21 protein-coding genes are annotated in these 26677 nt (G+C 49.0%); 14 read left to right on the top strand and 7 right to left on the bottom strand.

Annotated elements, in window-relative coordinates; translation table 11 throughout:
• Genes BBR47_RS07140 through BBR47_RS07180 form a run of 9 tightly spaced genes read left to right on the top strand, consistent with a single transcriptional unit; the run spans window position 1 to window position 9943 of the window.
• Window positions 1–1443 (top strand): glycosyltransferase family 2 protein, encoded by a 1443-nt coding sequence (locus BBR47_RS07140; RefSeq protein ID WP_012685083.1) that lies wholly within the window; start codon window positions 1–3, stop codon window positions 1441–1443.
• The gene (locus BBR47_RS07145; protein ID WP_012685084.1) at window positions 1440–2231 is read left to right on the top strand and encodes a response regulator transcription factor; all 792 of its coding nucleotides are present in this window, start codon (window positions 1440–1442) and stop codon (window positions 2229–2231) included. Before BBR47_RS07140 ends, BBR47_RS07145 begins: the two co-directional genes overlap by 4 nt.
• Window positions 2232–2261: 30 nt before the next feature.
• Window positions 2262–3623 carry a nucleotide sugar dehydrogenase gene (locus BBR47_RS07150; protein WP_012685085.1) on the top strand — a complete coding sequence of 454 codons (1362 nt, stop codon included), beginning with the start codon at window positions 2262–2264 and terminating at the stop codon, window positions 3621–3623.
• Between the two features lie 44 nt (window positions 3624–3667).
• Window positions 3668–5500 (top strand): glutamine--fructose-6-phosphate transaminase (isomerizing), encoded by a 1833-nt coding sequence (gene glmS, locus BBR47_RS07155; protein ID WP_012685086.1) that lies wholly within the window; start codon window positions 3668–3670, stop codon window positions 5498–5500.
• A 55-nt stretch (window positions 5501–5555) separates the two neighbouring features.
• Window positions 5556–5762 (top strand): hypothetical protein, encoded by a 207-nt coding sequence (locus tag BBR47_RS07160; RefSeq protein WP_012685087.1) that lies wholly within the window; start codon window positions 5556–5558, stop codon window positions 5760–5762.
• A complete protein-coding gene (glmU, locus tag BBR47_RS07165) occupies window positions 5759–6781 on the top strand; it encodes a bifunctional UDP-N-acetylglucosamine diphosphorylase/glucosamine-1-phosphate N-acetyltransferase GlmU (protein ID WP_012685088.1) in 1023 nt (340 codons plus the stop codon). The genes BBR47_RS07160 and glmU overlap by 4 nt, the downstream gene beginning before the upstream one ends.
• A 47-nt stretch (window positions 6782–6828) precedes the next feature.
• Window positions 6829–7695 (top strand): hypothetical protein, encoded by an 867-nt coding sequence (locus BBR47_RS07170; RefSeq protein WP_231850571.1) that lies wholly within the window; start codon window positions 6829–6831, stop codon window positions 7693–7695.
• 3 nt (window positions 7696–7698) lie between these two features.
• A complete protein-coding gene (locus BBR47_RS07175) occupies window positions 7699–9378 on the top strand; it encodes a hypothetical protein (protein WP_012685090.1) in 1680 nt (559 codons plus the stop codon).
• A 58-nt stretch (window positions 9379–9436) separates the two neighbouring features.
• Window positions 9437–9943 (top strand): hypothetical protein, encoded by a 507-nt coding sequence (locus tag BBR47_RS07180; protein WP_012685091.1) that lies wholly within the window; start codon window positions 9437–9439, stop codon window positions 9941–9943.
• 57 nt (window positions 9944–10000) lie between these two features.
• Here the strand turns inward: BBR47_RS07180 and BBR47_RS07185 are convergent, their stop codons facing one another.
• The 5 genes from BBR47_RS07185 to BBR47_RS07205 form a co-directional block, all read right to left on the bottom strand.
• Window positions 10001–10867 (bottom strand): hypothetical protein, encoded by an 867-nt coding sequence (locus tag BBR47_RS07185; RefSeq protein WP_012685092.1) that lies wholly within the window; start codon window positions 10865–10867, stop codon window positions 10001–10003.
• A gap of 335 nt (window positions 10868–11202) precedes the next feature.
• Entirely contained in the window at window positions 11203–12510 is a 1308-nt protein-coding gene (locus tag BBR47_RS07190) for a YheC/YheD family protein (protein WP_012685093.1), read from the bottom strand.
• A 41-nt stretch (window positions 12511–12551) separates the two neighbouring features.
• Window positions 12552–13928, bottom strand: a complete 1377-nt coding sequence (locus BBR47_RS07195; protein WP_012685094.1) for a YheC/YheD family protein — start codon at window positions 13926–13928, stop codon at window positions 12552–12554.
• Window positions 13929–13931: 3 nt separating this feature from the next.
• Complete coding sequence (locus BBR47_RS07200; protein WP_012685095.1) at window positions 13932–15020, bottom strand: YheC/YheD family protein; 1089 nt, start codon at window positions 15018–15020, stop codon at window positions 13932–13934.
• 5 nt (window positions 15021–15025) lie between these two features.
• Window positions 15026–16471, bottom strand: coding sequence for a YheC/YheD family protein (locus tag BBR47_RS07205; RefSeq protein WP_012685096.1), 1446 nt, complete (start codon window positions 16469–16471; stop codon window positions 15026–15028).
• Between the two features lie 91 nt (window positions 16472–16562).
• Between BBR47_RS07205 and BBR47_RS07210 the strand changes: the two genes are divergently transcribed.
• Both BBR47_RS07210 and BBR47_RS07215 read left to right on the top strand, forming a co-directional pair.
• Entirely contained in the window at window positions 16563–17720 is a 1158-nt protein-coding gene (locus BBR47_RS07210) for a DUF445 domain-containing protein (RefSeq protein WP_012685097.1), read from the top strand.
• Window positions 17721–17934: 214 nt separating this feature from the next.
• A complete protein-coding gene (locus tag BBR47_RS07215) occupies window positions 17935–19245 on the top strand; it encodes a DRTGG domain-containing protein (RefSeq protein ID WP_012685098.1) in 1311 nt (436 codons plus the stop codon).
• 48 nt (window positions 19246–19293) lie between these two features.
• Here the strand turns inward: BBR47_RS07215 and BBR47_RS07220 are convergent, their stop codons facing one another.
• Window positions 19294–20583, bottom strand: a complete 1290-nt coding sequence (locus BBR47_RS07220) for an MFS transporter (RefSeq protein ID WP_012685099.1) — start codon at window positions 20581–20583, stop codon at window positions 19294–19296.
• Between the two features lie 124 nt (window positions 20584–20707).
• On the opposite strand from BBR47_RS07220, the gene BBR47_RS07225 reads away from it, so the two are divergent.
• Together BBR47_RS07225 and BBR47_RS07230 are read left to right on the top strand one after the other, a co-directional pair.
• Entirely contained in the window at window positions 20708–21565 is an 858-nt protein-coding gene (locus BBR47_RS07225; protein ID WP_012685100.1) for a helix-turn-helix domain-containing protein, read from the top strand.
• A gap of 196 nt (window positions 21566–21761) precedes the next feature.
• A complete protein-coding gene (locus BBR47_RS07230) occupies window positions 21762–22391 on the top strand; it encodes a metalloregulator ArsR/SmtB family transcription factor (RefSeq protein ID WP_012685101.1) in 630 nt (209 codons plus the stop codon).
• A 219-nt stretch (window positions 22392–22610) separates the two neighbouring features.
• Here BBR47_RS07230 and BBR47_RS07235 read toward each other — a convergent pair whose 3' ends face one another.
• A complete protein-coding gene (locus BBR47_RS07235) occupies window positions 22611–22922 on the bottom strand; it encodes a YtpI family protein (protein ID WP_012685102.1) in 312 nt (103 codons plus the stop codon).
• 169 nt (window positions 22923–23091) lie between these two features.
• Here BBR47_RS07235 and BBR47_RS07240 point away from each other — a divergent pair, with 169 nt between their 5' ends.
• The gene (locus BBR47_RS07240; RefSeq protein WP_012685103.1) at window positions 23092–26520 is read left to right on the top strand and encodes a DNA polymerase III subunit alpha; all 3429 of its coding nucleotides are present in this window, start codon (window positions 23092–23094) and stop codon (window positions 26518–26520) included.
• Window positions 26521–26677: the final 157 nt, after the last annotated feature.

Genomic DNA, 26677 nt, shown 5'->3' on the forward strand with positions numbered 1-26677 from the left:
ATGAGAGATTTTCTACTTTACTACGGAGTATTTGCGGTCTATTACGTCATCGCGATCAACTCTTTGTACTTCATCATCATGCTGTTCTCGTTTAATAGCATCATGGGAATCTTAAAAAGCTCCATCTATTCGAGATTCCAGACACTTTCAGGCTCTGAGCACGTTCCGCCGATTTCGATTCTCGTGCCGGCTTACAACGAGGAGCTGACGATTATTGAAAATGTAAGGTCGCTCTTATCCTTGAACTATCCGCGCTACGAGGTACTCGTGGTCAACGATGGATCAAAGGATGCTACCTTGCAGGTAATGATTGACGAGTTTTCACTGGTTTACTCCGAGCACATGCCGGTGCAGCCGCTTCTTCATACATCGAAGATCAGGGGAATCTACCACAATCCGGCTTTTCCGAATCTGTATTTGATCGACAAAGAGAACGGAGGAAAAGCTGACTCGCTTAACGCGGGGATCAATCTCTCCCACTATCCGTTGATTGCTTCCATTGATGCAGATTCCCTGCTGGAAAAAGACGCGCTGATTCGCATTGCGAAGGTGTATATGGAAAACCCGGATGAAACAGTGGCTATCGGCGGAGATATCCGCATTGCCAACGGCTGCAAGATCGAAGACGGTGTCGTGAAAGACATTCGTCTGCCAGACAAGTTTTTGCCGATGATGCAATCTGTCGAATACCTCAAGGCGTTTCTCGGGGGACGGATCGGCTGGAGTGCAATCAACGGATTGATTATCGTCTCAGGTGCGTTCGGTGTTTTTCGCAAGGATTACATCATCAAGGTAGGCGGCTATCGCGAGGGGTATCCGGGTGAAGACATGAACATCATCATCAAGCTGCACAAGTACATGCTGGAAAACAAGCTGCCGTACCGAGTGGCATTCTGCCCCGATGCGGTCTGCTGGACGCAAGCGCCGGATACACTCAAAATTTTGGGCAGTCAACGGCGCAGATGGGGACGCGGCAATCTGAAAAACATGATTGAGTACGGCAGACATATGGCGTTCCGCCCCAAGTACAAGCTGTTCGGGATGCTCACGCTACCGTTCAATATCCTGTTTGAAACCTTGAATCCATACTTCCGCATCACGGGTCTACTAGCCCTCATCGGTTACACCTTACTGGATATGACCAACGGCTATGTCCTCTTACTCTACGGCTTGCTCAATGTGCTGTATGGCATGCTGCTTGGTATTGGCTCCTTATTGCTGGAGGAAATCGCGTTTCGGCGGTATCCACGCTTTCAGGACATCGTCAAAATGCTTTTCTATACGATTCTGATGTTCTTCGGCTATCGGCAAATCGGCGTCATCTGGAGATTCCTCGGTCATATTGAATACTTGCGCAACAACAACTCCTGGGGAACGATGACGCGGACGAGCTGGCAGACGAAGGGCAGCGAAAACATTTCAAGTTTGGAGGCTAGATCATGAGTAATCTCGTACCTGTTTTTTACGAGCATCTGAGCAAGATGGAAGAGAAACAATTGGCGTGTGGGGTTATTCTAGCGGCTTGCAAAAACCTCACAAAAGAGTCAATGGAGCTGATCAAGCAAGACCTGGGCACCAGTTCAGGAGACGGCTCCGAGATTGCTTTGCACTACGTGTATGACAAAAACAAGCAGCTCTTCGGAATCCTGCTTGAAGGACAGAAGCTTTCGAACACTCATTTCTATGCTTTGCGTGTCAAAGACTATTTGCAAGAGCACAAACTGCTTGCGGGCAGCCTGTTGATTGCGAGTTTTCCCGAAAGCTCCCGCTCGTCCGGTCAAATGCTGATGCGGATGATCCAAGAGATGAGAGAGCCAGGCGCTCACGGGGAGATCAAGATTTACGAGCAGAATCCCGCTCAAAGAGAAGAGCCGGCAAGTATTTTGCTGGTTAACCATGATGAGACTGTCAACGAGTTTTTGAGCATCTACTTTCAGCGCAAAGGGTATCTCGTTACAGTAGCCAATGACGGGATGGATGGCATGGAAAAATATCAGGAGGTCGCTCCTGATCTCGTGATTACCGACCTGAATCTCCCTATCCTCAATGGATACCAGCTCATGGAAAAAATCAAGCATATCAGCGCTTCCATGAGCAAGATTATGGTGCTTACAGACAAACGTCTGGAAGAAGATGTGCAAAAATCGTTTGCGATGGGAGCATCTGACTACATTACGAAGCCATTCTCTCCGGTAGAGCTGGAAGCCAGGGTGAAAAGGCTGATTTCATAATTCTAGAAAGAGAAAGGGAGAGAAACGAGGATGGCGAGATACGAGGAACTGCAACAGAAGATTCAACGAAAGACAGCGAGAGTGGGTGTCATTGGGCTTGGGTATGTAGGGCTGCCGCTTGCCGTAGAGACGATCAAGAGCGGTTATACCGTAATCGGAATCGATTTGCATGGTGGAAAAATCGAGAGCCTGAAAAGAGGAGAGTCTTACGTCCAGGATATCTCTAATGAAACCTTGCAGGAATGCCTCGCGACCAACCGCTTTTTTCCGACGACTGATTATAGCGTAATCGAAGAGCTGGATGCGATCAGCATTTGCGTTCCGACACCGCTCAGTCCCAATCAGGACCCGGACACCTCTTACATTATAAACGTTGTCGAGCAAATCAAGCGATTCATGAAAAGAGGAATGCTCATTACACTGGAGAGCACAACCTATCCGGGAACAACGGAAGAGCTGATCCAGCGCGAATTTGAAAAGCTGGGCTATCGGGCTGGCATCGATTTTTTCCTCTGCTACTCGCCGGAGAGGGTCGATCCGGGCAATCGCAAATACAGTACGTACAATACGCCAAAGGTGATCGGCGGGACGACAGAACGTTGCATGGAGTTAGGCACACTCTTGTATGGCAGTCTGGTCAAAACCGTCGTACCAGTCTCCTCGCCAAAGGTGGCGGAAATGTCCAAGCTTTTGGAAAACACCTTCCGTAGCGTCAATATTGCCTTCATGAATGAGATGGCGATGATGTGCGACAGAATGGGCATCAATGTTTGGGAAGTAATCAAGGCCGCATCGACCAAGCCTTTCGGGTTCATGCCATTTTACCCGGGACCCGGAATCGGTGGGCATTGCATACCGCTCGATCCGATGTATTTGTCGTGGAAGGCCAAGGGCTTTCGTTTTCACAGTCAATTTATTGAGATCGCCCAGTCGATTAACGACAACATGCCGGACTATGTGCGAAACAAGACAGCACAGGTACTCAATATTTACGCCAAAGCGATTAACAGCTCGCGCATCTTGATTCTTGGCATGGCCTACAAGCCGGAAGTCGATGACTTGCGGGAATCACCTGGGCTGGAGATTTACGAGCTATTCACCAATAGCGGAGCGACGGTTGACTATTACGACCCGTATGCGCAGAGCTTTGTGAATAAAAAAGGGGAGATCGTCCATTCCATTGCCAATGACTACGAGGCGTTCAAGACTTACGATTGCATGGTGCTCATTACGAATCACCAATGCTTTGCCTATCAGGAGCTGGCGGATTTGGGAGTGGCTATTATCGATACACGAAATGCGTTTGAGGGCATCACGAATCCGAATGTGTATCGCATCGGAACCTCCGTGGCTATCAAGCAGGAGAAGGAAGTCGTCAGCTTGCTCGCATAATACAAAGTCGCAACATTATACGCAACAAGGGAGGAACCAAAGACATGTGCGGAATTATGGGATATATCGGGAACAGGGAAGCGCAGCCGATTCTTATCAATGGGCTGCGAAAGCTGGAATACAGAGGCTACGATTCCGCTGGCATTGCGATTTGTGACGGAGCAACGATCGGCATTCGCAAGGCAAAAGGCAGAATTGACGTACTGGAGAGCCAAACCCAAAAGTCCGGCTTGCAGGGCTCCATCGGCATTGGTCATACGCGCTGGGCGACACACGGACGACCATCTGACGAAAACTCTCATCCTCACTTTGATCAGTCTGGCAAGTTCTCGATCGTGCATAACGGCATTATCGAAAACTATCTGGATCTGAAGCAGGAGTTGATCGAAAAAGGCGTGACGTTTACTTCGGAGACGGACACGGAGGTCATCGTACATCTTTTGGCGCAGGAATACGATAACAACCTGGTTGCGGCAGTGCAGAAGGTCGCTGGCAAAATTCGCGGAGCCTTTGCCCTCGGTGTGATGACGGAGCATGAGCCTGACAAGCTGATTGCGGTTCGTATGGCGAGCCCGTTGATTATCGGGGTAGGGGAGAATGAGAATTTCATTGGCTCTGATATCCCGGCGATCCTGGAGCATACGCGTGATGTGTACGTTTTGGAAGACGGAGACCTGGCGATTCTGACCAAAGATTCCGTTCACGTCATGCGTCTGGATACCACGGAGCCAATCGAGCGAGAGCTGGTGCGGATTGAGTGGGACAAGGAACAAGCGGAAAAAGACGGCTTTGCGCATTATATGCAAAAGGAAATTTACGAGCAGCCGCGTGCCCTGCGCAATACAATGACAGGTCGAATCGATACTACCGAGCAAAAGGTTATTTTCCCTACTCTTCAGTTATCAGAAGCGAGTGCCAAGCGTGTGGAGAAAATCTACATTGTCGCATGCGGTACCGCTTATCATGCAGGCTTGATCGGGAAGCATGTGATCGAGCGACTGGCACAAATTCCGGTAGAAGTAGATGTAGCGTCGGAGTTTCGTTACCGTCGCCCACTCTTTCAGCCCAATACGCTCACGATTGCCGTCAGCCAATCAGGGGAGACAGCAGATACATTGGCAGCGATGCGTGAAGCCAAACGAAACGGCTCAGCAGTACTCGCGATTACCAATGTAGTCGGAAGCTCGATTGCCCGTGACGCCGATGACGTGATTACGACAAATGCAGGTCCGGAAATCGCGGTTGCTTCGACGAAGGCATATACGTCGCAGCTGATTGCGTTTTACTTGCTTGGCATTTATTTGGCGCAAGCGAAGGGTACACTGGATGCTGACACCCGTGCCTCACTGCTTCAACAACTGACCGCGCTCCCGGATCAAGTCGATCATATTCTCCAACATGCGGATGAGATACGTCATTTCGCTGAATCGATCAAGGACGAGCAGCATCTGTTTTTCATTGGACGAGGACTCGACCATGCCGTATCGATGGAAGGCTCGCTCAAGCTGAAGGAAATCTCGTACATTCATTCGGAGGCGTATGCGGCAGGAGAGCTGAAGCACGGCACGCTGGCGCTGATCGAAGAGGGAACGAGAGTCATCGCCTTGGCTACACAGGATGAGCTGCATGAGAAAATGATCAGTAATATTACAGAAGTAAAAGCCCGAGGAGCAAAGGTTCTCGGTATTACCTTAGATGGACATGTAGAGCTGCATCGCTCGGTTGATGATGTATGCCTGATTCCGCAGACAGATGCCTTGTTTACATCGGTGTTAGGCGTGATCCCCCTCCAGCTCATTTCCTATTACACTTCTGTTGCGCTCGGCAATGACGTAGATCGTCCACGAAATTTGGCCAAAAGTGTAACAGTTGAGTAAACACAAACGTCTGTCGTAAGAAAGGTAGAGACATTCAAATAAGGGGGAAAGATGAATGAACACCTCGAAGCGGACGTTGAATCAGGAGAAATTACTGGAGATTATGCTTCAGGCCTATCAGCTGGGCGTGCAGAGGAAAGACATTAATTTGAGCATGATGATTGACACACTGACCTATGAATTGAAACCATACTTCGATCAGCAAATCCAACAAGGTCAGCTTGCAAAAGGGGAGCTGACCAAGACGGAGGCGATAGGATGAACATACATGCAGTAGTACTCGCAGCAGGAAAAGGAACCAGAATGAAATCTTCGCTCTACAAGGTCATGCATCCAATCTGCGGGAAGCCGATGATTGAGCATGTCGTAGAAACATTGGAACCATTATCACTTCGGCACTTAGTCGTCGTTGTCGGTCACGGAGCCGAAGTGGTCAAAGAACAGCTGAAAAACCGTGTTCAGTATGCGTATCAACCGGAACAGCTAGGAACTGCTCATGCAGTTTGGATGAGCCATGAAATTCTCGGGGCGCAGGATGGCATAACGATTGTCATGAATGGCGATACACCGCTCGTACAAGAACAGACGCTGCGAAGCTTGCTCGAGTATCATCAGCTCAAACAAGCAGCAGCCACGGTTTTGACATCCATTGTGGACGAGCCTACAGGCTATGGCAGGATCATTCGCGACGAGAACGGCGATGTCCGGAAAATTATCGAGGAAAAAGACGCGACCTTGGGCCAAAAAAAGGTGAACGAGATCAGCACCGGAATCTTTTGCTTTGACAATCAAAAGCTGTTCTCGATGCTGCCGATGGTCTCAAACGAAAACGCGCAAGGGGAGTTTTACTTGCCGGACGTTCTGGGGCTATTGCAAGAGCAAGGTCATTTGGTAGCGGCGTTTGCAACGGATGATCCCGAAGAAGGCAATGGCGTCAATGATCGTGTGCAGCTTGCAGATTTGGAACAGCTAATGCGCAAGCGAATCAATGATTTCCATATGCGAAACGGAGTGACGATGATAGACCCGAGCTCGACGTACATCGATTCGGACGTAATGATCGGGCGTGATACGGTGCTCTATCCGGGAACCTGCCTTTTTGGCGACACACAGATCGGTGAAGGCTGCCAGATCGGGCCGAACGCGTTGGTCAAAAACAAGAGCATCGAGGATTACACGAGAATTCCGCCGTTTTCAGCGGTTGACGGTAGTACGTTTGGTGAGCGGGCTTTTGCTGGAGTGGGAGCGACGACACAGCAGTACGGTATCGACCAGCGCTGATGCAGGTACTTCGCCGATATAGCTGGCTTTGGATAGCATTGCTTCTTGTGACAGTGACTTCGATCATCATGCTGTCGTTGGCAAGCACCCGCTCCGCCCTGACAAAAGCAACCTGGATATGGGATGCCAAGCAAATGAAGACCCAAACCGATGAAATGATCGAGTTTGCCGAGAAAAATGACATCAACCTGATCTATCTTCACGTTGAACCAGCAGCAGTTGCGCCAGAGACGTATCGTACCTTCATTGAAAAAGCCAACCAAGCAGGCATCAAGGTAGAGGCGCTTGGCGGTGACCCAAATTGGGCGTTAACAGCAAATCGACAGAGTATCGACGATCTCATCTCCTGGGTGAAGGCGTTCAATCGAAGTGCCAAGCCAGATGAACAATTTTCGGGGATTCACGTCGATATCGAGCCGTATTTGTTGCCTGCATGGAAGGAAGACCAGGCAGAAATCGTCCGGCAATGGCTGAAGAATGTCAGTTATTTGGCAGCAGAGACGAAGAAGGATACGGATCTTGCTGTCGGTGCCGACTTGCCTTTTTGGATCGACTCCGTAAACGTTCCTGGCAGTGATGAAAAAGTGAGCAACTGGATGGTGCAGCGACTCGACAGTATTACATTAATGGCCTACCGCAATCAAGCCCTTGGGCAAAACGGGATCGTCGAAATCGTAGAAAAGATCGTCGATGATGCCAATGTACGCAAAAAAGGGTCGGTCATTGTTGGCGTCAACATCATGGAAACGATGGAAGGCGCTCATGTGAGCTTTTATGAAGAAGGCACAAAAGAGATGAATAACCAGTTGGCCATTTTACAGGAGGAGCTGTCAAACAATCCGGCGTTTGCGGGAAGTGCGATCCATGATTACGAGAGCTGGAAGCACGCAAGTCAACGAGAGGAGCAACTTTGACGAATGAAAGCTGCGCGCATCTATTTGAGTGTTCTCTGCCTGACGGTCGGCTTTCTGTTCGGCTTTTCCCCCGCGGAGAAGAAGAGTAAAGCAACGTGGATCTGGCAATCCGAAATGATCGGGAGAGAGAAACAAGAGATTCTCGATTTCTGCAAAAGGAACGATATTAATCTCGTCTACTTGCGAATCGAAATGAACAAGCCCTATGAATACTACCGCGATTTTATCCGCGAAGCGACAGAGATGGGAATCGAGGTACATGCGGTTGCTGGTCATCCCGCATGGGCACTCAAAAGCAATGAAAAGCGGATGATGAACATCGTCCACTGGGTAAAAAGCTACAATCATGAAGCCCAGAAGAATGAGCGAATTCGCGGGATTCAGCTAGACATCGAGCCGTATCTCCTGCCGTTTTGGGAGAACGATCAGAAGCGGATTATTCGGGAATGGCAAGCCAATGTGCAGGCGTTCACAGAAGAGGTGTCAGAAGATGAGGAATTGGTTTCCAGTGCAGCCATTCCATTTTGGCTGGACGATATTCCTGTTCCGGGACAAGAAGACATGTCTCTGTCGAAATGGATGATAGGTCAGTTTGATACGGTATGTATCATGGCGTATCGTGACACACTGTCAGGTCAAAACGGCATCCTGAATTTGATTGATCAGGAAATGAAGGAAGCGGATGAATTAGAGAAGCGTGTCTTGGTTGCTGTGAATATGAAGCCGCTTGATGAAGACCACGCTTCTTTTGCAGAGGAAGGTCCGGCTCTCATGCAACAGCAATTAGAGCAATTACCTGCCCTTTTGGCACAGCATCCGTCCTTCTCTGGCGTCGCGATCCACGATTATCGCTACTGGAAGGAGGCGGCTCCATTGCCCCCGGCAACGAAGCAACGCTACAAAGGCACCTACATATGGCGTGCAGAATTGATTGACACGGAAAAGGAGGAAATTCTCTCCTTTGCAGAACAAAACGGGCTGAATCTCCTCTATGTGCGTCTAGATTTGGAGCAGCCGATTTCCTATTATCGCGATTTCGTGAAAGAGGCTCGTGAAGCGGGTATCGAGGTTCATGCGATGGGGGGCCATCCGATTTGGGCTCTGTCTGAAAGTAGGAGCAAGATCATGAAGCTCGTGAATTGGGTGAAAGCCTACAATGAGGCTGTCTCGACAGAAGAGCAGTTTCACGGCATTCACTTAGACATTGAGCCGTATGTCCTTCCTGTCTGGCGTGAGGATAAAGAGGCAGTTTTACGCCAATGGATGGGTAACATCGAAGCATTTGTCGAAGAGACCAAGAAAGAAACATCCTTGGAAGTAAGCGTCGATCTCGCCGCATGGCTGGACAAGACACCAACTCCGGGTCAGCCGGAATTGCCGTTTTCGCATTGGATGATCAAACAGCTTGATCATACGACCTTGATGGCCTTTCGCGATCGCGCTCCTGGCATCATCGGCTTGGTTGAAAATCAGATGAAGTACGCAGAGAGCCTCCAGAAAAAGCTGGTCGTCGCCGTGGAAACGAAAGAGAGTCACGAAGGGAACGGGATTACCTTTCACGAGGAAGGCATGGGCGAAATGGACCGGCAGCTGGATCTGGTGACAAAAGTGTTGGATCGATACTCCTCTTATTGGGGGCTCGCTATTCATGCCTATGACTACTGGAAAAACGGGAAAGAGTAAGCTGCCATCATTGTTGTACAATAGAAGAAAACGAGCGTCGGAAAGAGGAGAACAAGCCATGCGAGATGTGCAAAACCGACATCGAAATCTTCCGCCGCGTACACCAGAGATGTTGTACAACGTGGTGCGCAAGTTTTACCGTGGAGCAGTCAGTCATTTTGATCTGATTCAGGAGAAAAAGCAGGAAGCACGTGCAGCCTTGGAAACGGGTGACCATGACAGAATCCGTGCAGCTGTACACACGTTATTTTTGGAGTTCCATTTTTATGTGACCTGCTGGCTCCAGATTGAGCTTGCCCTGTATCGGCTGTCGCGTCAGGATGAACGGCTTGCACAAGTGATGGAAAACTATCGACCATCGTTGGAAAAGCATGTAGCGGTACGGCAACTGCTGGATCAGACGGAGGCGTGTGTGGAGGCACAGTTTCAACCAACCGGGGATGGATGGTCCTGCGTGCAGAAGGATGCCTACGTGTTTGGCAGCATCATTTTTACAGTGGATGAACAGAGTTTGCAAGATTTGCACGCCGTGTATCAGGCGATTTGGGAAAAGGTAGACCGCTGAACCATCTCCCATAATAAAAAGCGTGACCGTCGCGATGGATGGTCACGCTTTTCTCGTTTAGAATGTGCCAGGGAAAATGGAGCCTGTGTGAGGAGCCATTTGGCCTGGGGTGTTCAATTGTTGAACCTCTTGCGTATTCGTGCCTGCAAAGCCAGGAGAGAAAATTGCTTGTGCTCCTGCGCCAGCCTGATTGCTGTACCCCTGATTGGCATATGCCTGTGGTTGCAGCTGAGATTGTTGCAGCTGAGATTGTTGTAACTGAGATTGTTGTAACTGAGATTGCTGCAGCTGACCTTGCTGCCCATACATGCCATAGCCAGTGTTATTCAACTGGCGAACTTCCTGGACATTGGTATTGGCAAAGCCAGGCGAAAAAATACTGCCAGTCATCGCTGGCGGATAGGCTGCTTGATTCGTATAGCCAGCTTGTCCACCGTAGCCGCTATAGCCAACCTGATTGCGGGCTTGAACGTCTTGAACATTCGTGCCGGCAAAGCCTGGAGAGAAAATGGAGCCTTGTCCAACCGATTGCTGATAAGAAGGCTGTGCTTGTATGTAGCCAGCTTGCTGGCCTTGTGCATAGCCAGTGGATTGGTTTTGCAACGAGTGAAGTGCTGGATTTTGAGCATAGCCGAAATGCTGTTGCTGTTGTTGTTGTGGATAGCCAGTGTTATTTAGTTGTCTCACTTCTTGGACATTCGTATTTGCAAAACCTGGGGAGAAAATCGCTTGTGCCCCACCGGAGGACATCCCCAATGAAGGAGTTCCGATGGATTGGGCATGACCGCCGTGGTTCCAATGTTGTACTTCTTGTACGTTTGTTCCGGCGAATCCTTGTTGGAACATAGCACCTGCAGGGCTCATTGCTCCAAAAAATTGCGGTTGTTGCTGGGAGTGCATCATATTGTTAAGTATATGGGTCATGGTTAAGACCACCTCCATGGAGTATTTTTTCCAAGGTTGATCAAGTCATGCATTCGAAACGAAAAAAACATGCCGCAGTCTAGACGGCATGTTCCTTTAGATCAAAATGTGAGACTTGCCTCATTGTTCAGTGCTACCCGCACGTGCAGCCAGCATGCCAATTCACTTATTGCGGTAGCGTTTATCTACAACCAGGAAGGATTGACCCATTATGAGCCAACAGCCTGGGGGTCAATCGCGTCAGCCAGTCGTCGTTGGGTGACGCGCCGTTCCCCTTCCTGACGGGCAAATCGCACCAAGGTCGTCTGTGAATCAGCTAGTGCTGTTCGACTCCCTTATCCTGCGGCACTCCCTGGCTTGCTTTGCATATGGGAGACATGCTGTGCGTAGTGGATTAAATTCGCTAACGACAATTGTCGAATCGAGGGTTCATCGAATTTCTCCGGCTTTGCATTTGCTTCAAAGAGCCATAGCTTTCCTTCTTCTGTCAAGCCAAGGTCCATCGACATCTCAGCCAAATCCGTCCATTCTGCATTTAATGATCGTGCGATGGCGAGCGCTGTATCGTGAATGTGTCTTTCCATTTGCTCGTGATTATTATGAAACAAGGCTTGCATAACGGTTGATAACGAGTGGATCGAGCCACCGCGTGGCACATGAGTAGTGATACTTTGCGAGCCAGCCCTTCTGATGCCAGCTCCGGTTATGCTCCACTCGCCCTCACCATCTTTTTGTACGAGGACGCGTACATCGAAAGGTTTACCGTTGTAGCGGGCACGACGGATGCCTTGCTGCATGATGTACTTCTGCTGCTTGACATGAAGTCTAATATGCCTCCATACGTCATTCAAATTGGAAAAGCGGCGAGTAATGGCCTTATGCTCCTTTAACCGTTGCAGGAACCACTTATCGTTTTTGAAATCAATGCGCATGATTCCCTGACCAGCTTTGCCGCGCACAGGTTTCAAGTAGACAAAGCGATGTTCGGTGCAAAAGCTTCGAAAGCGGGCCAAGGTGTCCAGCTGTTTCGTCTCCGGGAGAAAAGCTTGCACTTCCAGATGGGACTCAAGCATCGTAAACAGCTGTTGCTTGTCAAAAAAGCTGCGATTAAACAAAGTGACATTTGGCATCTCATGGATGCGGTTCAATGTTCTTCGGACTTCAGGTCGCCGTTCTGCTTTTCTCGTCGGAATTCGGTTGTAAACCACATGGGGGAAAGGTAGAATCACCTCTTGCCACGAGTTTAGACGATTGTTGTACAAATAGCCGCGCACCTTTTTCTTCTCCCAATTGATTCCTTGTGGAGTGAACACATATACGAGTGCACCCCATTGCTTTCCCGATTGAGAAATATCCTTGAAGTTCTCGCGATTTCCTAAAAATGTTGCCCCTTCACCAACGGTCAATATGCCAAATAATGGGCCAAGCTTCAGGGAGTCGTCCGCCATTTTCCAGTTAATGCGTGTACGAATACGGTTTGCTTGCACGCGGGGTAAACCAGCGTATATCCGTTTCGTATGAGAAAAGGGACCGAGACTGGCGACCAGTGGCTTTGGCGAGCGTTTAAGGACTAGCCGAGGTAACTGTACGAACCATCTACCGCTAGGGAGGATCGTCAGCCACCCGGAGCGCTGCTGAAGCATGGTGTTCCTCCTTCCTGAAAAACGGTACAGATCGCGTGCGACTAGAAATTGGCCAAGTAACAGCTATAATCGACGAGCAACTTGCGTGATTCCTGATCAGCCTGCTTGAGACGGGCGTGCTTGAATATAGAACGGCCAGGCTTGGAATTCGCTTCGAACATCCAGACATGGCCTTGTGTATCAATCCCCATGTCCAGCCCCAATTCTCCTAAATCAATCCCTTTTGCCAGTTCAATTGCGGTAGCGAGTCGGATTGACGCGTCAGAAATGCGCTGAGTCATGAGGGGTTTTTGTTTGCCAAACAGGTGCTGCAACAGGTCATCGCCTGGGATAACAGTTCCACCTGTGCGTACATGGGTAGTTACGCTACCAGAACCGGCAACCTTCGCTGCCGTGCAGGAGACGACCCATTCGTTTTGTTGATTTTTATGCAAGTGAACACGGAAATCAAACGGTCGTCCATGGAATGTCATGAGCGAAATGCCCTGTTGTGCCAGATACGAACTAACGCGACGACTGCGGAAGACATGCTGATAAAGGCTGGACAGCTTGGAGAATTGTTTTTTTACATTGCCGCTGCCTGTATGATAGGAGGCAGTAAAGCCACCGCCTGCCTGGCGAACAACTTTGACAATGCCATACCCGAGACTTCCGTTTTTGGGCTTCAAATAAACGATAGGGTATTTACGCAGCAAGTCTCGAACTGTTGTAAGGGAAGGAGAGGTATAAGTCTCCGGGATATGCTCATTCACTTCTGGATTCGGATACAGCAGCTGGTGCACGCCCCATTTGTTGAAAAAGCCCTGATTGAACATCGGTAAATTGGGGTAACTGGCGAGTCGATACTTGAATTCCTGAACGGCTTCATGTTTTTCTGCTGAACGAGAGGGAATACGATCATAGACGACATCGGGCATGGCGGTAACATGCTTTTTCCAAAAGTAGCTGCCTGATTTGTTTCTGCGCAAAAACCACGCTTTGACCGTATTCGATTCCCAGTCTACATCGGTTGGGGAAAATATATAGTAGAAAACGCCTTTCCCTTCTTGGGCCTGTAACAAATTGTGAAAAAACGAGGTGCGTGGGCCAATTGGCTGCTTGGGATCTCGTCTGATGCCAGTCGTAACGATCCCGATTGAAGGACCGATCCGGAGCGCGGAACCCTCTAGTTTGAGCTGGATCAAGCCAGGGTGAGGAATGCCCAGCTCTGATTGCAATAGCGTCGTCACTTTTATGACATTCGCATCCGGATTGCGTTTGTCTTGTAAGACAGTTGCGACTACTTCCTTTTTACCCAGTAAGACTTTAATTTTCTGGCGTTGCCGTAGCTGTAGCTTTTGGAAGAGACTAGCTGGCAGAATAATCCCACTGATACGGGGGTTGGAAAGGAAGCGAAGCCGCATTCTGAACGTTTCCATGCTTTAACCTCCTACACGCTCTTTCATGAGATAGTGGGCGTAGCGAACAGGCTGAGTAATCGAATGTAGTTGTGCAGTTGGGTCGTCAATCATTCGAAAAACTGTTCGCCCTGGTCTGCTGTTTACTTCGATGATCCAAACATTACCTGCGGTGTCGATGCCAATATCGATTCCCAGCTCAACGAGTCTGCCGTGCGACTCTTCCAAAAAACGGGGAAGTTCTTCCGCCACTCGGTTGATTGATTGCTCGATGCGTGCCGCTTTTGCGGATTTGAAGTGAAGGGGCAGGAAAGAGGCCAGAGGTGTTGCTTTCCCTCCTCCGTGCAAATTGGAGGTGATGCTGCGTTTGTCTCCCAGGCGCACAGCTTTGCCAGTTGTCGCCCATTTACCTAGTCCGTTTTTTTGAACCAGAACACGGACATCAAATGGGGTACCATCCGGGGTATGCAACTCCAAATAGGGCTGTACCAGGAACTTGCGGCCAGCTGTAAAGACAGACACAAAACTTTTTAATCCGGCAGTGTCACGAATTCGCCTGGTGAAAGGTTGATTGTCCCGGTTTCGTCCAGAAGCTTCATAGCCACTGCGCACTTCTTTGATTCTCACGACGCCAATACCGTGAGTTCCCGCCATTGGTTTGATGATGGCTGCCCCGTATTTTTCCAGGGTTGCCTGAAGCACAGGATATGAGAATATTTCAGTAGGTGGTAGCAGCGGGGCGAGAAGAGGAGACTTAGCGAGCATCTGGTGCACCTGCCATTTTCCAGACAGACCATGCCCCAAAAACGTAATGTTGCGATCGTTTTGCAACTTTTCCACAAATGGTTTATAGTGGCGATAAGATGGGCCCACAAAGCAACGATCATAGATAAAGGCGGGGATTGGGAATTCTTTCGCGTGCCAGGACCCATTGCGATATTCGAAGCCTTTTACCATACGGGTGGAAAAGTTAACCTGACGTGGTGAAAAAACGAAGACACGTATGCCGTGCTTGCGTCCATAGAGCGTAAGCTTTTTATAGTACCCTTTGTCTACAAAGTGGGAGCCTTGGCACCGGGCCATGATGCCAAGACTTCTCTCGGATGCTGTCATGTAGGTCACCTTCGCCTGTTATTGTTGCGCTTCGGTCTTCTTTTTATGGGCTTTTGTGGTTGAATGGTCCGGGGAAAACCACTTAGAAAGGCGGAATAATCCAGCATGCGAACGACAGAAGGGCGAGCGCGCCGAGGCAGCTCTTCGGCACCCTCAGGCAACGGAACTGTTTTGGCTGACTTGGATGGCTTACTGTTGACCTCCAATAGCCACACCCGTCCATGGACATCGACTCCCAAATCAATTCCGAATTCTCCGTAATGCCCAGGCAGTGATTCTTCTAAAAGGATCGCGAGCTTAAGTGCTACTGTGTGTAACGTTTGAGGGGATGGTCGTATCGTGCTCGCCCGTGGTCCACATACTCGCAGCGCCTGAAGGGGAGTCATCATTTGCCCACCTCTGGATATATTGGAAACAATGCTGTTTAATCCCAGGCGAGCGACCATGGAAGTGACGGACCATTCGCCTTTTCGGTCTTTTTGTACCAATACACGAAAGTCTGTCGGTCGTCCTTGGATGCCGATTAACGGTAACCCTTGCTGCAGCAAATAGGATGTGCCTTTTGTCCTTTTTTGCAAATACTGATGTAAGCCCTGAATGCTAGCAAATGATTTGCGGAATCCTCCGGGGAACGCGAGCTGGTATCCTCCGGGTGAACTGCGAACTCGAATGATCCCGCGTCCCATACTGCCGTTAGCTGGTTTAGCATAAATCGTGCGATAGGTAGATAGCATTTGTCGCAGGTCTTCTTGATTCAAATAACGAACCATGCTGGGAAGATGCTCGGAGGCTGTCGGTTGATTCTCGAGAGCGGCGTGCACATGCCACTTATTCAAAAAACGCTCGTTAAAAAAGGGAATGGAAGCTTCCTTGCAGCGTTGAACCCAGTTGGCCATTTGTTCACTTCGTTCGCGTTGGCGGGACACGAGTCGGTTGTAAATGCATTGTGGAAGCGGAAGTAAGGTTTGTCTCCAAACGCCTCCTTTTCTAACGAGGCCGCGCACGGTTCCTGCATCCCAGTTGACATCCTGAAGCCGAAATGCGCAAAGGATCCCTCCGCGTTTACGGGTGATATCGGACATCTCGTGAAAGAAATTGTTTAGGTGTCCAAACGGTCCTTGCGAGGATGCTGCATTGTAGTTTGAAACAAGAACACCTACATACGGTCCGAAAACGATTGTTTTCTGATTCGTATCATAACGAACTAAGAGTGGAACGCCTTTGGGTAGATAGAGTGATTGAGCTAAAGAGGGTCGAATGAAGGTTTTGCCCGAGGTTTTGCCTCCCCGTTCCCAACCGCCTACGCGTGCGGAAACGGTTTTGTTCCCAAATTGGACCGAAATGGTGGACGGTGTTGAAAGATTCCATTTGCGCAAGTGCGCCTGGGGCAGGTAAAGGTCTACTTCCGATATTATCTCGTTTTCGACAACGATTGTTGGAACGTAGGACATGAGTATCCCCTTCCCATCAGGCAAAGTTAGTCTATGGTATGAGCATCCAAAACGTTTGGTGCCATGTAGAGAAGAGAGGTTGTTAGGATTTATGAACGCATGGATACTATTAGTGAACATTGCAGTAGGCTCTGTCATTGGTGGAGTGACGAATGAGTTAGCCATCCGAATGCTGTTTAAACCAGTAAAACCGTGGTATATAGGCGGATGGAAAGTGCCATTTACTCCGGGATTGATCCCAAGAAGACGGGACGATATCGCGATACAAATGGGCAGACTCGTCGAAGAGCATTTGCTGACGACGGAGGGGGTCAAGCGTGCGCTGAACCAGAGTGGTCTGGAGAGTACACTGACAGGATGGATGAACACCATCGCTCGCGATTGGATGACAGATGAGCGTAGTCTACGTCAAGCATTGCTCACAGTGATGCCACAGTTATTTAAGGAAGATGGAACGTGGAGTGAGGGTGTCCGCGCGCCTATCGAGGCGAAATGGGGTGCCTTTGTCGATCAGGTTCTGGCACAATATGAAGAGAAAAAACTGCGAGAGTTGGTTACGGACAACGGACGCGAGCGTCTGGATGCTGCACTTGGCAGTGTGAGCGAACTGCTCTTGAAACGTTTTCGTGAATATTTGCATTCCCCGGAAGGTCAGCAAACCTTGCAAAACATGGTTCGCGGATTGCTCGGCGGAGGCGGAGGCATGTTTGGTGGCTTGGTCGGGATGTTTCTTGGGGATGACAAGATTTTGGGCAAGATTCTCCCATATCTCGATGAGCTTTTGCAGAGCAGGGAGCTTTCGGAACGCGTGCACTACTTTTTGCATAAGGAAGCGGACAAGCTCTTGGACAAAAATGTGGGCGAAGTGGTTGCCTGGATTGGGCGAGATCAAGTGGACGATTGGGCGCGAAAGCTTTTTGCCAAGCTGGAGGAGCAAAGCCTGCGTATCGTGGACGAGCCTCTGTCTCGTTTGACGGCGCCTATTTCTGAGACGGTGACAACGGAACTCGTTCCCCGTTTGGCCAAGTGGATGGTGGACACGCTGCAACAAAATATAGAGAGAATATTTTCGCGCCTGGCCATCCGGGATATTGTTACCCGGCAAGTAGAGGGTTTCCCGATTGAAAGAATTGAAGAGATGGTAGTCGGAATCTCAGGCAAGGAATTCCGCATGATCACCGTGCTTGGATTTATTCTTGGCGGGATTATTGGGCTTGTCCAAGGTATATTGGCAAATTTAGTTAGTTAAACAAAACTGAAAAGAAACTGTAACTGTGTTGTAATAATCCTGTAATATTCCTTGGGTATGATAAAAGCACGATGAAAACCCCCTTAATGATATACTTTCTGGTCGGTAGCTTTCGAAAAAGCTACCCTTTTTTTTTGCCCCGCCTTCGGGTATATTGGTCGAAGGAGCGCACGTACATGGAACGGGTGGGAGAAAAGGAAGGGGGAGTAGCAATATGGCAACGAAGCATGAACAAATCTTGCAACATATTGATCGCCTTCCGATCGGTTCGAAGATTTCCGTGCGGCAGATCGCGAAAGACCTGGATGTGAGTGAAGGGACTGCATACCGCGCGATCAAGGAAGCGGAAACGCAAGGATACGTCAGCACGATTGAGCGTGTCGGTACGGTGAGAATCGAGAAGAAGCAGAAGGAAAATATTGAACGTTTGACCTTTGCGGAGGTTGTGAACATCGTCGATGGTCATGTGCAGGCTGGACGTGAAGGCTTACACAAGACCTTGAATAAATTTGTAATAGGCGCCATGCAGCTCGAAGCCATGATGCGCTATATCGATGCCGGGAGTCTCTTGATTGTCGGTAACCGCTATCAGGCACATAAAATCGCTTTGCAGCAAGGGGCTGCTGTATTAATTACCGGAGGATTCGATACAAGCGAGGAAATCAAGCAGCTTGCTGACCGCTTAGCGCTGCCAATCATCTCCTCCAGCTATGACTCCTTTACGGTTGCTTCGATGATTAACCGAGCCATTTACGATCGCCTGATCAAAAAAGAAATCGTAATGGTAGAGGATATTTTGAAGCCGCTTGCAGAAACGCCTGTCTTATTGACATCCGATTCTGTTGCCAAGTGGCATCAGTATACGGAGTTGTATCAGGACACGAGATTCCCCGTTGTTGACGAGCAGATGCGCCTGATCGGGATTGTTACTTCCAAAGACATCATCGGTCATGAGGAGACGGCCATAATCGACAAGGTCATGACGAAGAACCCGATTACGACCTCGCCGCGGGTATCCGTAGCGTCATCTGCGCACACCATGGTGTGGGAAGGAATCGAGCTATTGCCTGTCGTAGACAATCATCGCAAGCTCGTAGGGGTCTTGAGCCGCAACGACGTGCTAAAAGCGCTGCAATTTACAGCGAAGCAACCACAGATGAGTGAGACGTTTCCGAATCTGATCATGTCCCATTTCAGGGAGGAGCGACAGGCAGATGAGATGGTCTATCTGGGTGATGTGAGCCCACAAATGACCAACCATCTCGGTACGATTGCCAGCGGAATCATGACGACGGTCATGGTCGAGGCTGCTTGTAACCTGTTGCGCCACCATCGTCGAGGGGACATGGTACCAGAAAATATCACCGTCTATTTCCTAAAGCCAGTTCAGATGGAAAGCCATATCGAAGTAAAGCCGCGCCTATTAGACATCAGCCGCCGCTTCGGAAAAGTCGAAGTATCCGTATTCCACGGCGATCAGCTCGTGGGGCAGGCCATGATTACTGCGCAAATTATTGAGCGATAAAAGAAAGGAACAGTCTTCGGGACTGTTCTTTTTTTAGTTGGTAAGCAATTATAAACCGTCATTCATTTTCTGTGTTGAGTTGGGGCAAGAGGCGCGCCTCCTTTTTTCTATGCGCATAAAAGGGATGTGAATGAAGATTTTAGCCAGCATGCCTACGCCCAAAACAAATGCTGCATAAACCAATTCAATTGAGTCAAACAGCGCTCCGTATAGTTGAAAACCGATCAGCCTACCCACAGCAAACAGCATAACCATGACGGAAATAAATCGTCCCAGCATATGTGATTCGATGGTTTGCTGATAGAAGGTACGGAAAAATACACCGTAGATATTGAACATGGAAAACAGAAAATAGCTTACCAATGAATAAAATAGGACTACGGCAAACGGAGAGGTTTGCAAGAGCTGTAAAAAAGAATTACTGCCCAAGAGCAGGAGGGGAAAGACCGCTGCAACGATCCCGATCAGACCGATACCAATACTATTGGAGACGGAAAAGCGTTTCTTTAAAAGGATCACCCCAATAATCGAGCAGACGGAGCCCATAGTTTGTGCACTTTCGACCAGTCCGAAATCGATGTCCGATCCACCAAATACCTGTTTGATCATGTACGGGAAGCCAATCATGACAAAAGGAAAGAGAAAGATATGGGTAAATAGACCGTTTAGTACAAGTGAACTAATTCGAAGATCCGTGGTGAAAATCTGTAAACCTTCCTGTAGTTCCTTTATAATCGAAGAAGAACTGGATGCTCTTGGAATCGAAGGAAGCCTCATGAAATACGTGGATGCTGCTGAGCTCAAGGAAAGTATCGCGTTTAGTAAAAAGACGGCTCCAATTCCGCTCATAGTATACAGTAGTGTGCCAATGAGTGGAGCGAGGACACGAACGCTCTCCACGATAGTACTATCCAGAGCGATAGCGTCAGTCAATTCTGTTTTCTTCACCACATGCTGCAAGAGTGTAGTATACGCGGGAACTGCCAGTAGATTGCATACAGAAAAAAATAGAACGGCCACATAAATTATCGTCTCTTTGATGGGCTGAAACAGCGAGAAAAAGAACAGCGAAAGCAGAAAAATACCGTAAATGAGATCGATGCTGCAAAGCAGCTTTCGCTTGTCCAGTCGGTCAGCCCATACACCTGCAAATGGACCGAACAGGATTTGCGGGATTACCCCCAGCGCCAGTATGGAAGCAAATTTTCCTGCTGATCCTGTGAGTGCCAGGATGTACAGGGCAAAGGCAACGCTTAGGCAGATCGTACCAAACTCGCTGGTAGAATGGCGAAACAAAAACAATGAGAAATTCGGGTTGGCAAACAAATGAAATTTCATAGCTGATCCCTCCAAGTGCTCTAGGCAAAACACATAGGTTGATTGTAGAGGGATCAGGAAAAAAAGCTCGGCAAATTTTGCTGTTAGAATGAGCAATTATTGACATCGGAAGGTGGGGATGAGAATGATGAGCCAGATTACCAAGCCGTTATCCTTGAAGAATGTGAATAGCGCTATTACCATCTATCAGATAGAGGCAGGCGGCTCTGATGAGCTACATCAGCATGATAGTTTTTTTCAAATCAGCATGTTGCTTCAGGGCAATCCGCTGGTGCAATGTGAACAGCAATTTCGCAAGTTGGCTGGACGTCAGCGTCTGGTTGCATCACCTGGGTGTCAGCACCGTCATTTTTCTGAAGCTGAGGCTATGCGGTTGTTGCTCTTCTTTATCAGCCCAAGCCTTCTGGAGAGCGTCTATGCTGACAAAATGGAAGCTGTTAGCGGACCGATTGAATTTGTCCCATGGTCGGAGGATGAAACGGATGGTTTTCAAAGAATCGCGGAAACAGTCTGTACACAAATGATTACTCAGCAGGTGGAAAAGCTTGCGCTTGAACAGCTAGAATGGGAGTTGGCCACCTTGTTGTTAACAGTGCAGGAAGGATCGCACACGCAAAAATGGCGGGGCAAGCATCTAGCCCCTTATTCCGCCATCCCTGCATCGATCCATCCAGTCCTGAAAAGGGTGACTGATTTCATTCAGGATGATGTAACCGTAGATTGTTCACTGGATACACTGGCGGGGGTTGCGGGTATCAGCAAATTTCATCTGATTCGTCTATTCCGTGAGCAGATTGGTCGCACCCCGGCGCAATATGTGACAGATCAACGTGTAACCCGGGCGGCCTGGTTGCTCCGAAACAGTAAGCTCGCCGTTACGGTCATCGCCTTTGAAGTGGGCTTTGGCAGTGTAAGCACATTTGAGAGGGCATTTAGAAAAAAATATAGTGTAAGTCCGCTCGATTACCGCAATAGCATGTAGGTGCGAACAAATATCGAAAAGTTGGATTGCGATGAGGCTATGGGGCCAACCACGACTGGGATGACTACTTTGGACGCGGTTTCCCTTTTCCGTGGAGCTTTGTCAACCATGAATTGACAGGGCAAGGAATGTAACTTATCATCTAATTAGGATATCATCTAATTAGATTGAGTAAACGAAGAAAGGAGTGTCCCACTTGCAATTAGACCAACTCGTCACCTTTTACAAAGCACTCGGAGACCCCACGCGCATACGCATTCTCGCAATATTGGCAAACGGCCCCCTACATGGACAGGCGTTGGCAGGCAAGCTCGGCGTGACACCTCCGACCATCACACATCATATGGCAAAGCTTCGAGAAGCAGGTGTTGTTTACGAACGTCGTGATAAAAACACCATTTACTTTTACCTGCATGAAGCCAATGTAAAACGACAGTCGCAGGCTATCGTGAATGTCATGGAAAAAGCAAAGGATACGTCAGTAGAGGAGTTATTTGCAGAAGACACCTTACATGTTCAGAGGAGGCACCAGATGGCAGCCGAAAAAATGCAGGTTATTCGCAGCTTCATTACTCCAGATGGCAAGCTGAAACAAATCCCGTCCCAGCGTAAGAAAAAGCTGATCGTCTTTGAATACATGGTGCGCGGTTTAGAAAAAGGGCGCAAGTACAAAGAACCGGAGATCAACGAGTATATCCGTCAGTTCCATGAGGATTACGCAACGATTCGCCGGGAATTCATTATGAATCATTATATGTATCGGGAAGAGGGGATCTACGAGCTGAACCCAGAGGAAATGTGGGCAAAAGCCGAAGACCTGCAATAATGGGAATTGTTTCCTCCTGACTCGAACAGAAAAAAGGACAACCTTCGGCACTGCCGCTCAGGTTGTCGAAGCAATAGAATGTCACACAAACTCATTATAGCGAGAGCTCTAGCAAGTTTGTATGATAAACGGCTGGGAATAGAGGAAAAGTATTTCCAGTCATCCTTTCCCAAAAATGAAAAAGGCATGCGGAACGTAAAGCTGTTCCCATGCCTTTTTTTATACCCCTTTTTTCAATTCTGCCTGCCAAGCCGTACGATAACGGAAATAATTGCGAGTTCCCAAAAATAAATTCATAACCCCTACAATCAGCATGATCAACGCAACGACAATGCGGAGCGTATCGAGAGAATCAAAAGTAAACTGATTGATACCGAACAAAGAGACGAGTATCCCCAATGACACATTCATTTTCCCCAGCAACATACGGGATTCAAGCGGATGGATGCCTCGCCTGCGCGCATGGATACTATAGTAGACACTGGCTACTAGGGAGGCGAGAACACCGGTCATGTAAAAGGCAGACCACATAGATGGATTCATCCTTTCTAGCCATTCTGGTATTACCCATCCTACCAAAATCAGGGGATAACGGTCAAATACAGGTAGGAACGTTTGTTCTTATCATCCGTATACGTTATACTTCCGGTATAATGTAAGGGAGAAAGTTTCAATCGTGAAAAGTGAGAGGGGTAATATCATGACCTCCTTTGTCCATTTGCATGTTCATACGGAGTATAGTCTGCTGGATGGAGCAGCACGTATCGATACGCTAGTGAAGCGAGCCAGCGAATTGGGCATGCATGCACTGGCAATGACAGATCATGCCAACTTGTACGGGGCAATCCCGTTTTATAAAGCTTGTCTGGAGGCAGGCATCCGACCGATTATCGGGATGGAATTATACGTAATAGAGGGGAATCTTCAAGATCGCGTGCGAAATGCACCGCCGCCTAGTCATCTGATCGTTCTCGCTGAAAATGAAACGGGTTACCGCAATCTCCTGAGGTTGGCAACAATCGCGAATACAGATGGCAACTATATCCTTCCACGTCTCAACAAAGAGGTGTTGGCAAAGCATACGGACGGCCTCATTGCACTGAGCGGCTGTCAGCAAGGGGAAGTAGCCAAGCTGTTACTGGCTGGAGAAGCGGACACTGCCAAAGAAGCAGCCCTCCGGTATCAGCGAATGTTTGGTGAACAGCATTTTTATTTGGAACTGGCTGATCACGGATTGGAAGTGGAGCGCAGGCTGAATACTCGTCTCGTGAAACTAAGTCAGGAGACGGGGATTCCGCTGATTGCGACCAACAACGTTCACTACATCCACAGAGAGGATCACCAGCAGCATGATATCTTGTTGGCGATCAAAGAAGGCAAGACCATTGGCGAAGAAAACCGTTTTCGTTACGAGACGGATCAGTACTATTTGAAAAGCGCTGAGGAAATGGCGGCGCTCTTTGCTTTTGCTCCACAGGCGTTAGCGAATACGGTAGCTGTTGCAGACAGGTGCAAGCTGGACCTTACCTTTGGCGCGCATATTTTGCCGGAATTTCCCTTGGCAGAGGGACAAGATTCGACGCAGTATTTGCGTGAACTGTGTGAAAAAGGCTGCCTGGAGCGATACGGCGAGATTACGCCAGAGGCACAAGCGCGTCTGGATCACGAGCTGGCGATCATTACAGGAACGGGCTTCACCGATTACTTCCTGATTGTTTGGGATTTCATGCGGTATGCTCACGAAAACGGGATTCCGACCGGACCTGGACGAGGATCTGCGGCAGGTAGTCTGGTCGCGTACGTTTTGAAAATCACGAATGTCGATCCCCTTCGCTTTCAGTTGCTCTTTGAACGCTTTCTCAACCCGGAGCGGGTGACGATGCCCGATATTGATATCGATTTTTCCGTAGAGCGCCGTGACGAAGTCATTCACTATGTAGCGAGCAAGTACGGTCATGATCGCGTCGCCCAGATCATTACCTTTGGTACGATGGCGGCTCGTGCAGCGGTGCGTGATGTTGGGCGGGCGCTAGGCTTGTCTTTGGGCATCGTGGATCGCGTTGCCAAAATGATTCCGCAATCTCCAGGCATGACGATTGAACGAGCCATGCAGATCAACCCGGATATCGGCAAGCTATGCGCGGAAAACAAACAGGCAGCGCAACTGATCGAAACGGCAAGGGGTGTAGAAGGTTTGCCGCGTCACGCCTCTACACATGCGGCGGGTGTCGTCATTTCGCGTGAACCGCTGACGAATTACGTCCCATTACAGACGGGCAATGAAGGCTTGGCGCTTACTCAATATCCGATGGAAATTCTCGAAGAAGTCGGTCTGTTGAAGATGGACTTCCTCGGCTTGCGCAATTTGACAATCATTCAGGAGACCTTGCGTCATTTGCAGGAGCAGGGAATATCGCTTGATCTGGATAAGCTGCCGACAGACGATGAGAAAACATTCCGCATGCTCTCCCGTGGGGAGACAACCGGCATTTTTCAACTGGAATCCTCAGGGATGCGCAATGTGCTGCGAGATTTGAAGCCGAGCAGCCTTGATGACATCATTGCGGTTCTCGCATTGTATCGTCCGGGGCCGATGGAGATCATCCCGCAGTATATCGCCGCCAAACACGGGACTAGCAAAGTACAGTACGCTCATCCTGTTCTCGAGCCGATTTTGCGTGAGACACACGGCTTTATGATTTATCAGGAGCAAATCATGCAGATTTCCTCGACACTGGCAGGCTTCAGTCTTGGTGAGGCAGATATTTTGCGCCGAGCAGTCGGGAAAAAGAAACGGGAGCTATTGGCGGAGCAGCGGGAGAAGTTCGTGGCTGGTTGCGTCCGGCAAGGTTACGGAGATGAGCTGGGCAATCAAGTTTACGATTTGATCGTGCGCTTTGCCGATTACGGCTTCAACAAAGCCCACTCGGTTGCTTATGCAATCATCGCCTATCAGATGGCCTATTTGAAAGCAACTTATCCGCTTGCGTTCATGGCAGCGCTGCTCTCCTTGTCCATTGGCAGCCAAACGAGAATTGCCGAATACACGGAGGAAGCGCGGCGACTACAGCTTACCGTACTCGGACCTGACGTGAATAAGAGCTTGGCCTTCTTTACAGTGGAGCAGGATGCGATTCGCTTTGGTTTGGCTGCAGTGAAAAACGTCGGATACGGTGCCATTGAATCGATCGTGAAAGAGCGCAAAGGCAGACCGTATCGTGACGTCTTTGATTTTTGTGCGCGCGTGGATGCACGATTAGTCAATCGTCGAGTAGTAGAGTCGCTCACTTTATGCGGCGCACTGGACTCGTTGCCAGGACATCGCAATCAGCTTTTGCTATTGCTGGATGAAGCGGTAGGGAAGGCAAACAACAAGAGAATCGAGCGTGACGCCAACCAGCTCAATCTTTTTGCGGGAGAAGAAGATGCGGCACCTTTGCGGGAGCCAGCAGAATATCCCGAGGTACCGCCACTCTCACATACGCAGCAATTAAAAGAGGAGCGGGATTTGATCGGGGTATACATCTCCGGTCATCCACTTGATCAGTTTGCCCATGTCGCAAGTCGCCCGGAAGTAACAGTGATCTCTTCGTTGGGGGATGTGCCGCGCGACAAGACGGTAAAAGTATTTGGAATGATAACGGAAGCCAGACGCATCCAAACGAAAAAAGGGGACCCGATGGCATTTATTACGCTAGAGGACAAAACGGCACCAGTAGAGCTGGTCGTTTTCCCGCAGGTGTATGCGAAATATGCACAACTGCTCGAGCGCGAACAAATCATTGTGGCAGAAGCCCGAGTCGATCACCAGGAAGACATGGTTAAGCTCTTGGCTTCTCGTGTCTGGGATGCACAAACGCTGCCGCAGCCGAAGTCTGAGACTGTATTGTTTGTCAAAATATCGGCAGAGCAAGAGCACGATTCGACGCTGCAAAAACTTTCACGCTTGTTTGTCGAAAAAAAAGGAACGATTCCCGTTATCCTTTTCTACGAAGGAAAAAGACAGACAATTCGCCTGCCAGAAGCAAATTGGGTAGTCGTAGATGAGTCATTTTTGGAGCAAGCGCGAGAAATTGTGGGGCCTGACAGCGTAATTCGGAAAGAAATGCCTATAAATTGGGGAGGATGAGGAATGTCCTCCCTTTTTCGCCGTTTTCGGCAGGTTTACAGGAGAACAGATTTTTATTATATTGAGAGCATAACTCAATGAGTGGTCAGACCACTTGGAATAACCCAGGCATTTTTACTGCCTACAAGCCATCATAGAAACTATTATCGTGAAATGG

Source organism: Brevibacillus brevis NBRC 100599 (genome assembly GCF_000010165.1).
GTDB lineage: Bacteria > Bacillota > Bacilli > Brevibacillales > Brevibacillaceae > Brevibacillus > Brevibacillus brevis_D.

What these genes read in the sequence shown, in the direction of transcription:
- BBR47_RS07140 (WP_012685083.1), top strand. Translation starts at nt 1, where the DNA reads ATGAGAGATTTTCTACTTTACTACGGAGTATTTGCGGTCTATTACGTC.
- BBR47_RS07145 (WP_012685084.1), top strand. Translation starts at nt 1,440, where the DNA reads ATGAGTAATCTCGTACCTGTTTTTTACGAGCATCTGAGCAAGATGGAA.
- BBR47_RS07150 (WP_012685085.1), top strand. Translation starts at nt 2,262, where the DNA reads ATGGCGAGATACGAGGAACTGCAACAGAAGATTCAACGAAAGACAGCG.
- glmS (WP_012685086.1), top strand. Translation starts at nt 3,668, where the DNA reads ATGTGCGGAATTATGGGATATATCGGGAACAGGGAAGCGCAGCCGATT.
- BBR47_RS07160 (WP_012685087.1), top strand. Translation starts at nt 5,556, where the DNA reads ATGAACACCTCGAAGCGGACGTTGAATCAGGAGAAATTACTGGAGATT.
- glmU (WP_012685088.1), top strand. Translation starts at nt 5,759, where the DNA reads ATGAACATACATGCAGTAGTACTCGCAGCAGGAAAAGGAACCAGAATG.
- BBR47_RS07175 (WP_012685090.1), top strand. Translation starts at nt 7,699, where the DNA reads ATGAAAGCTGCGCGCATCTATTTGAGTGTTCTCTGCCTGACGGTCGGC.
- BBR47_RS07180 (WP_012685091.1), top strand. Translation starts at nt 9,437, where the DNA reads ATGCGAGATGTGCAAAACCGACATCGAAATCTTCCGCCGCGTACACCA.
- BBR47_RS07185 (WP_012685092.1), bottom strand. Translation starts at nt 10,867, where the DNA reads ATGACCCATATACTTAACAATATGATGCACTCCCAGCAACAACCGCAA.
- BBR47_RS07190 (WP_012685093.1), bottom strand. Translation starts at nt 12,510, where the DNA reads ATGCTTCAGCAGCGCTCCGGGTGGCTGACGATCCTCCCTAGCGGTAGA.
- BBR47_RS07195 (WP_012685094.1), bottom strand. Translation starts at nt 13,928, where the DNA reads ATGGAAACGTTCAGAATGCGGCTTCGCTTCCTTTCCAACCCCCGTATC.
- BBR47_RS07200 (WP_012685095.1), bottom strand. Translation starts at nt 15,020, where the DNA reads ATGACAGCATCCGAGAGAAGTCTTGGCATCATGGCCCGGTGCCAAGGC.
- BBR47_RS07205 (WP_012685096.1), bottom strand. Translation starts at nt 16,471, where the DNA reads ATGTCCTACGTTCCAACAATCGTTGTCGAAAACGAGATAATATCGGAA.
- BBR47_RS07210 (WP_012685097.1), top strand. Translation starts at nt 16,563, where the DNA reads ATGAACGCATGGATACTATTAGTGAACATTGCAGTAGGCTCTGTCATT.
- BBR47_RS07215 (WP_012685098.1), top strand. Translation starts at nt 17,935, where the DNA reads ATGGCAACGAAGCATGAACAAATCTTGCAACATATTGATCGCCTTCCG.
- BBR47_RS07220 (WP_012685099.1), bottom strand. Translation starts at nt 20,583, where the DNA reads ATGAAATTTCATTTGTTTGCCAACCCGAATTTCTCATTGTTTTTGTTT.
- BBR47_RS07225 (WP_012685100.1), top strand. Translation starts at nt 20,708, where the DNA reads ATGATGAGCCAGATTACCAAGCCGTTATCCTTGAAGAATGTGAATAGC.
- BBR47_RS07235 (WP_012685102.1), bottom strand. Translation starts at nt 22,922, where the DNA reads ATGTGGTCTGCCTTTTACATGACCGGTGTTCTCGCCTCCCTAGTAGCC.
- BBR47_RS07240 (WP_012685103.1), top strand. Translation starts at nt 23,092, where the DNA reads ATGACCTCCTTTGTCCATTTGCATGTTCATACGGAGTATAGTCTGCTG.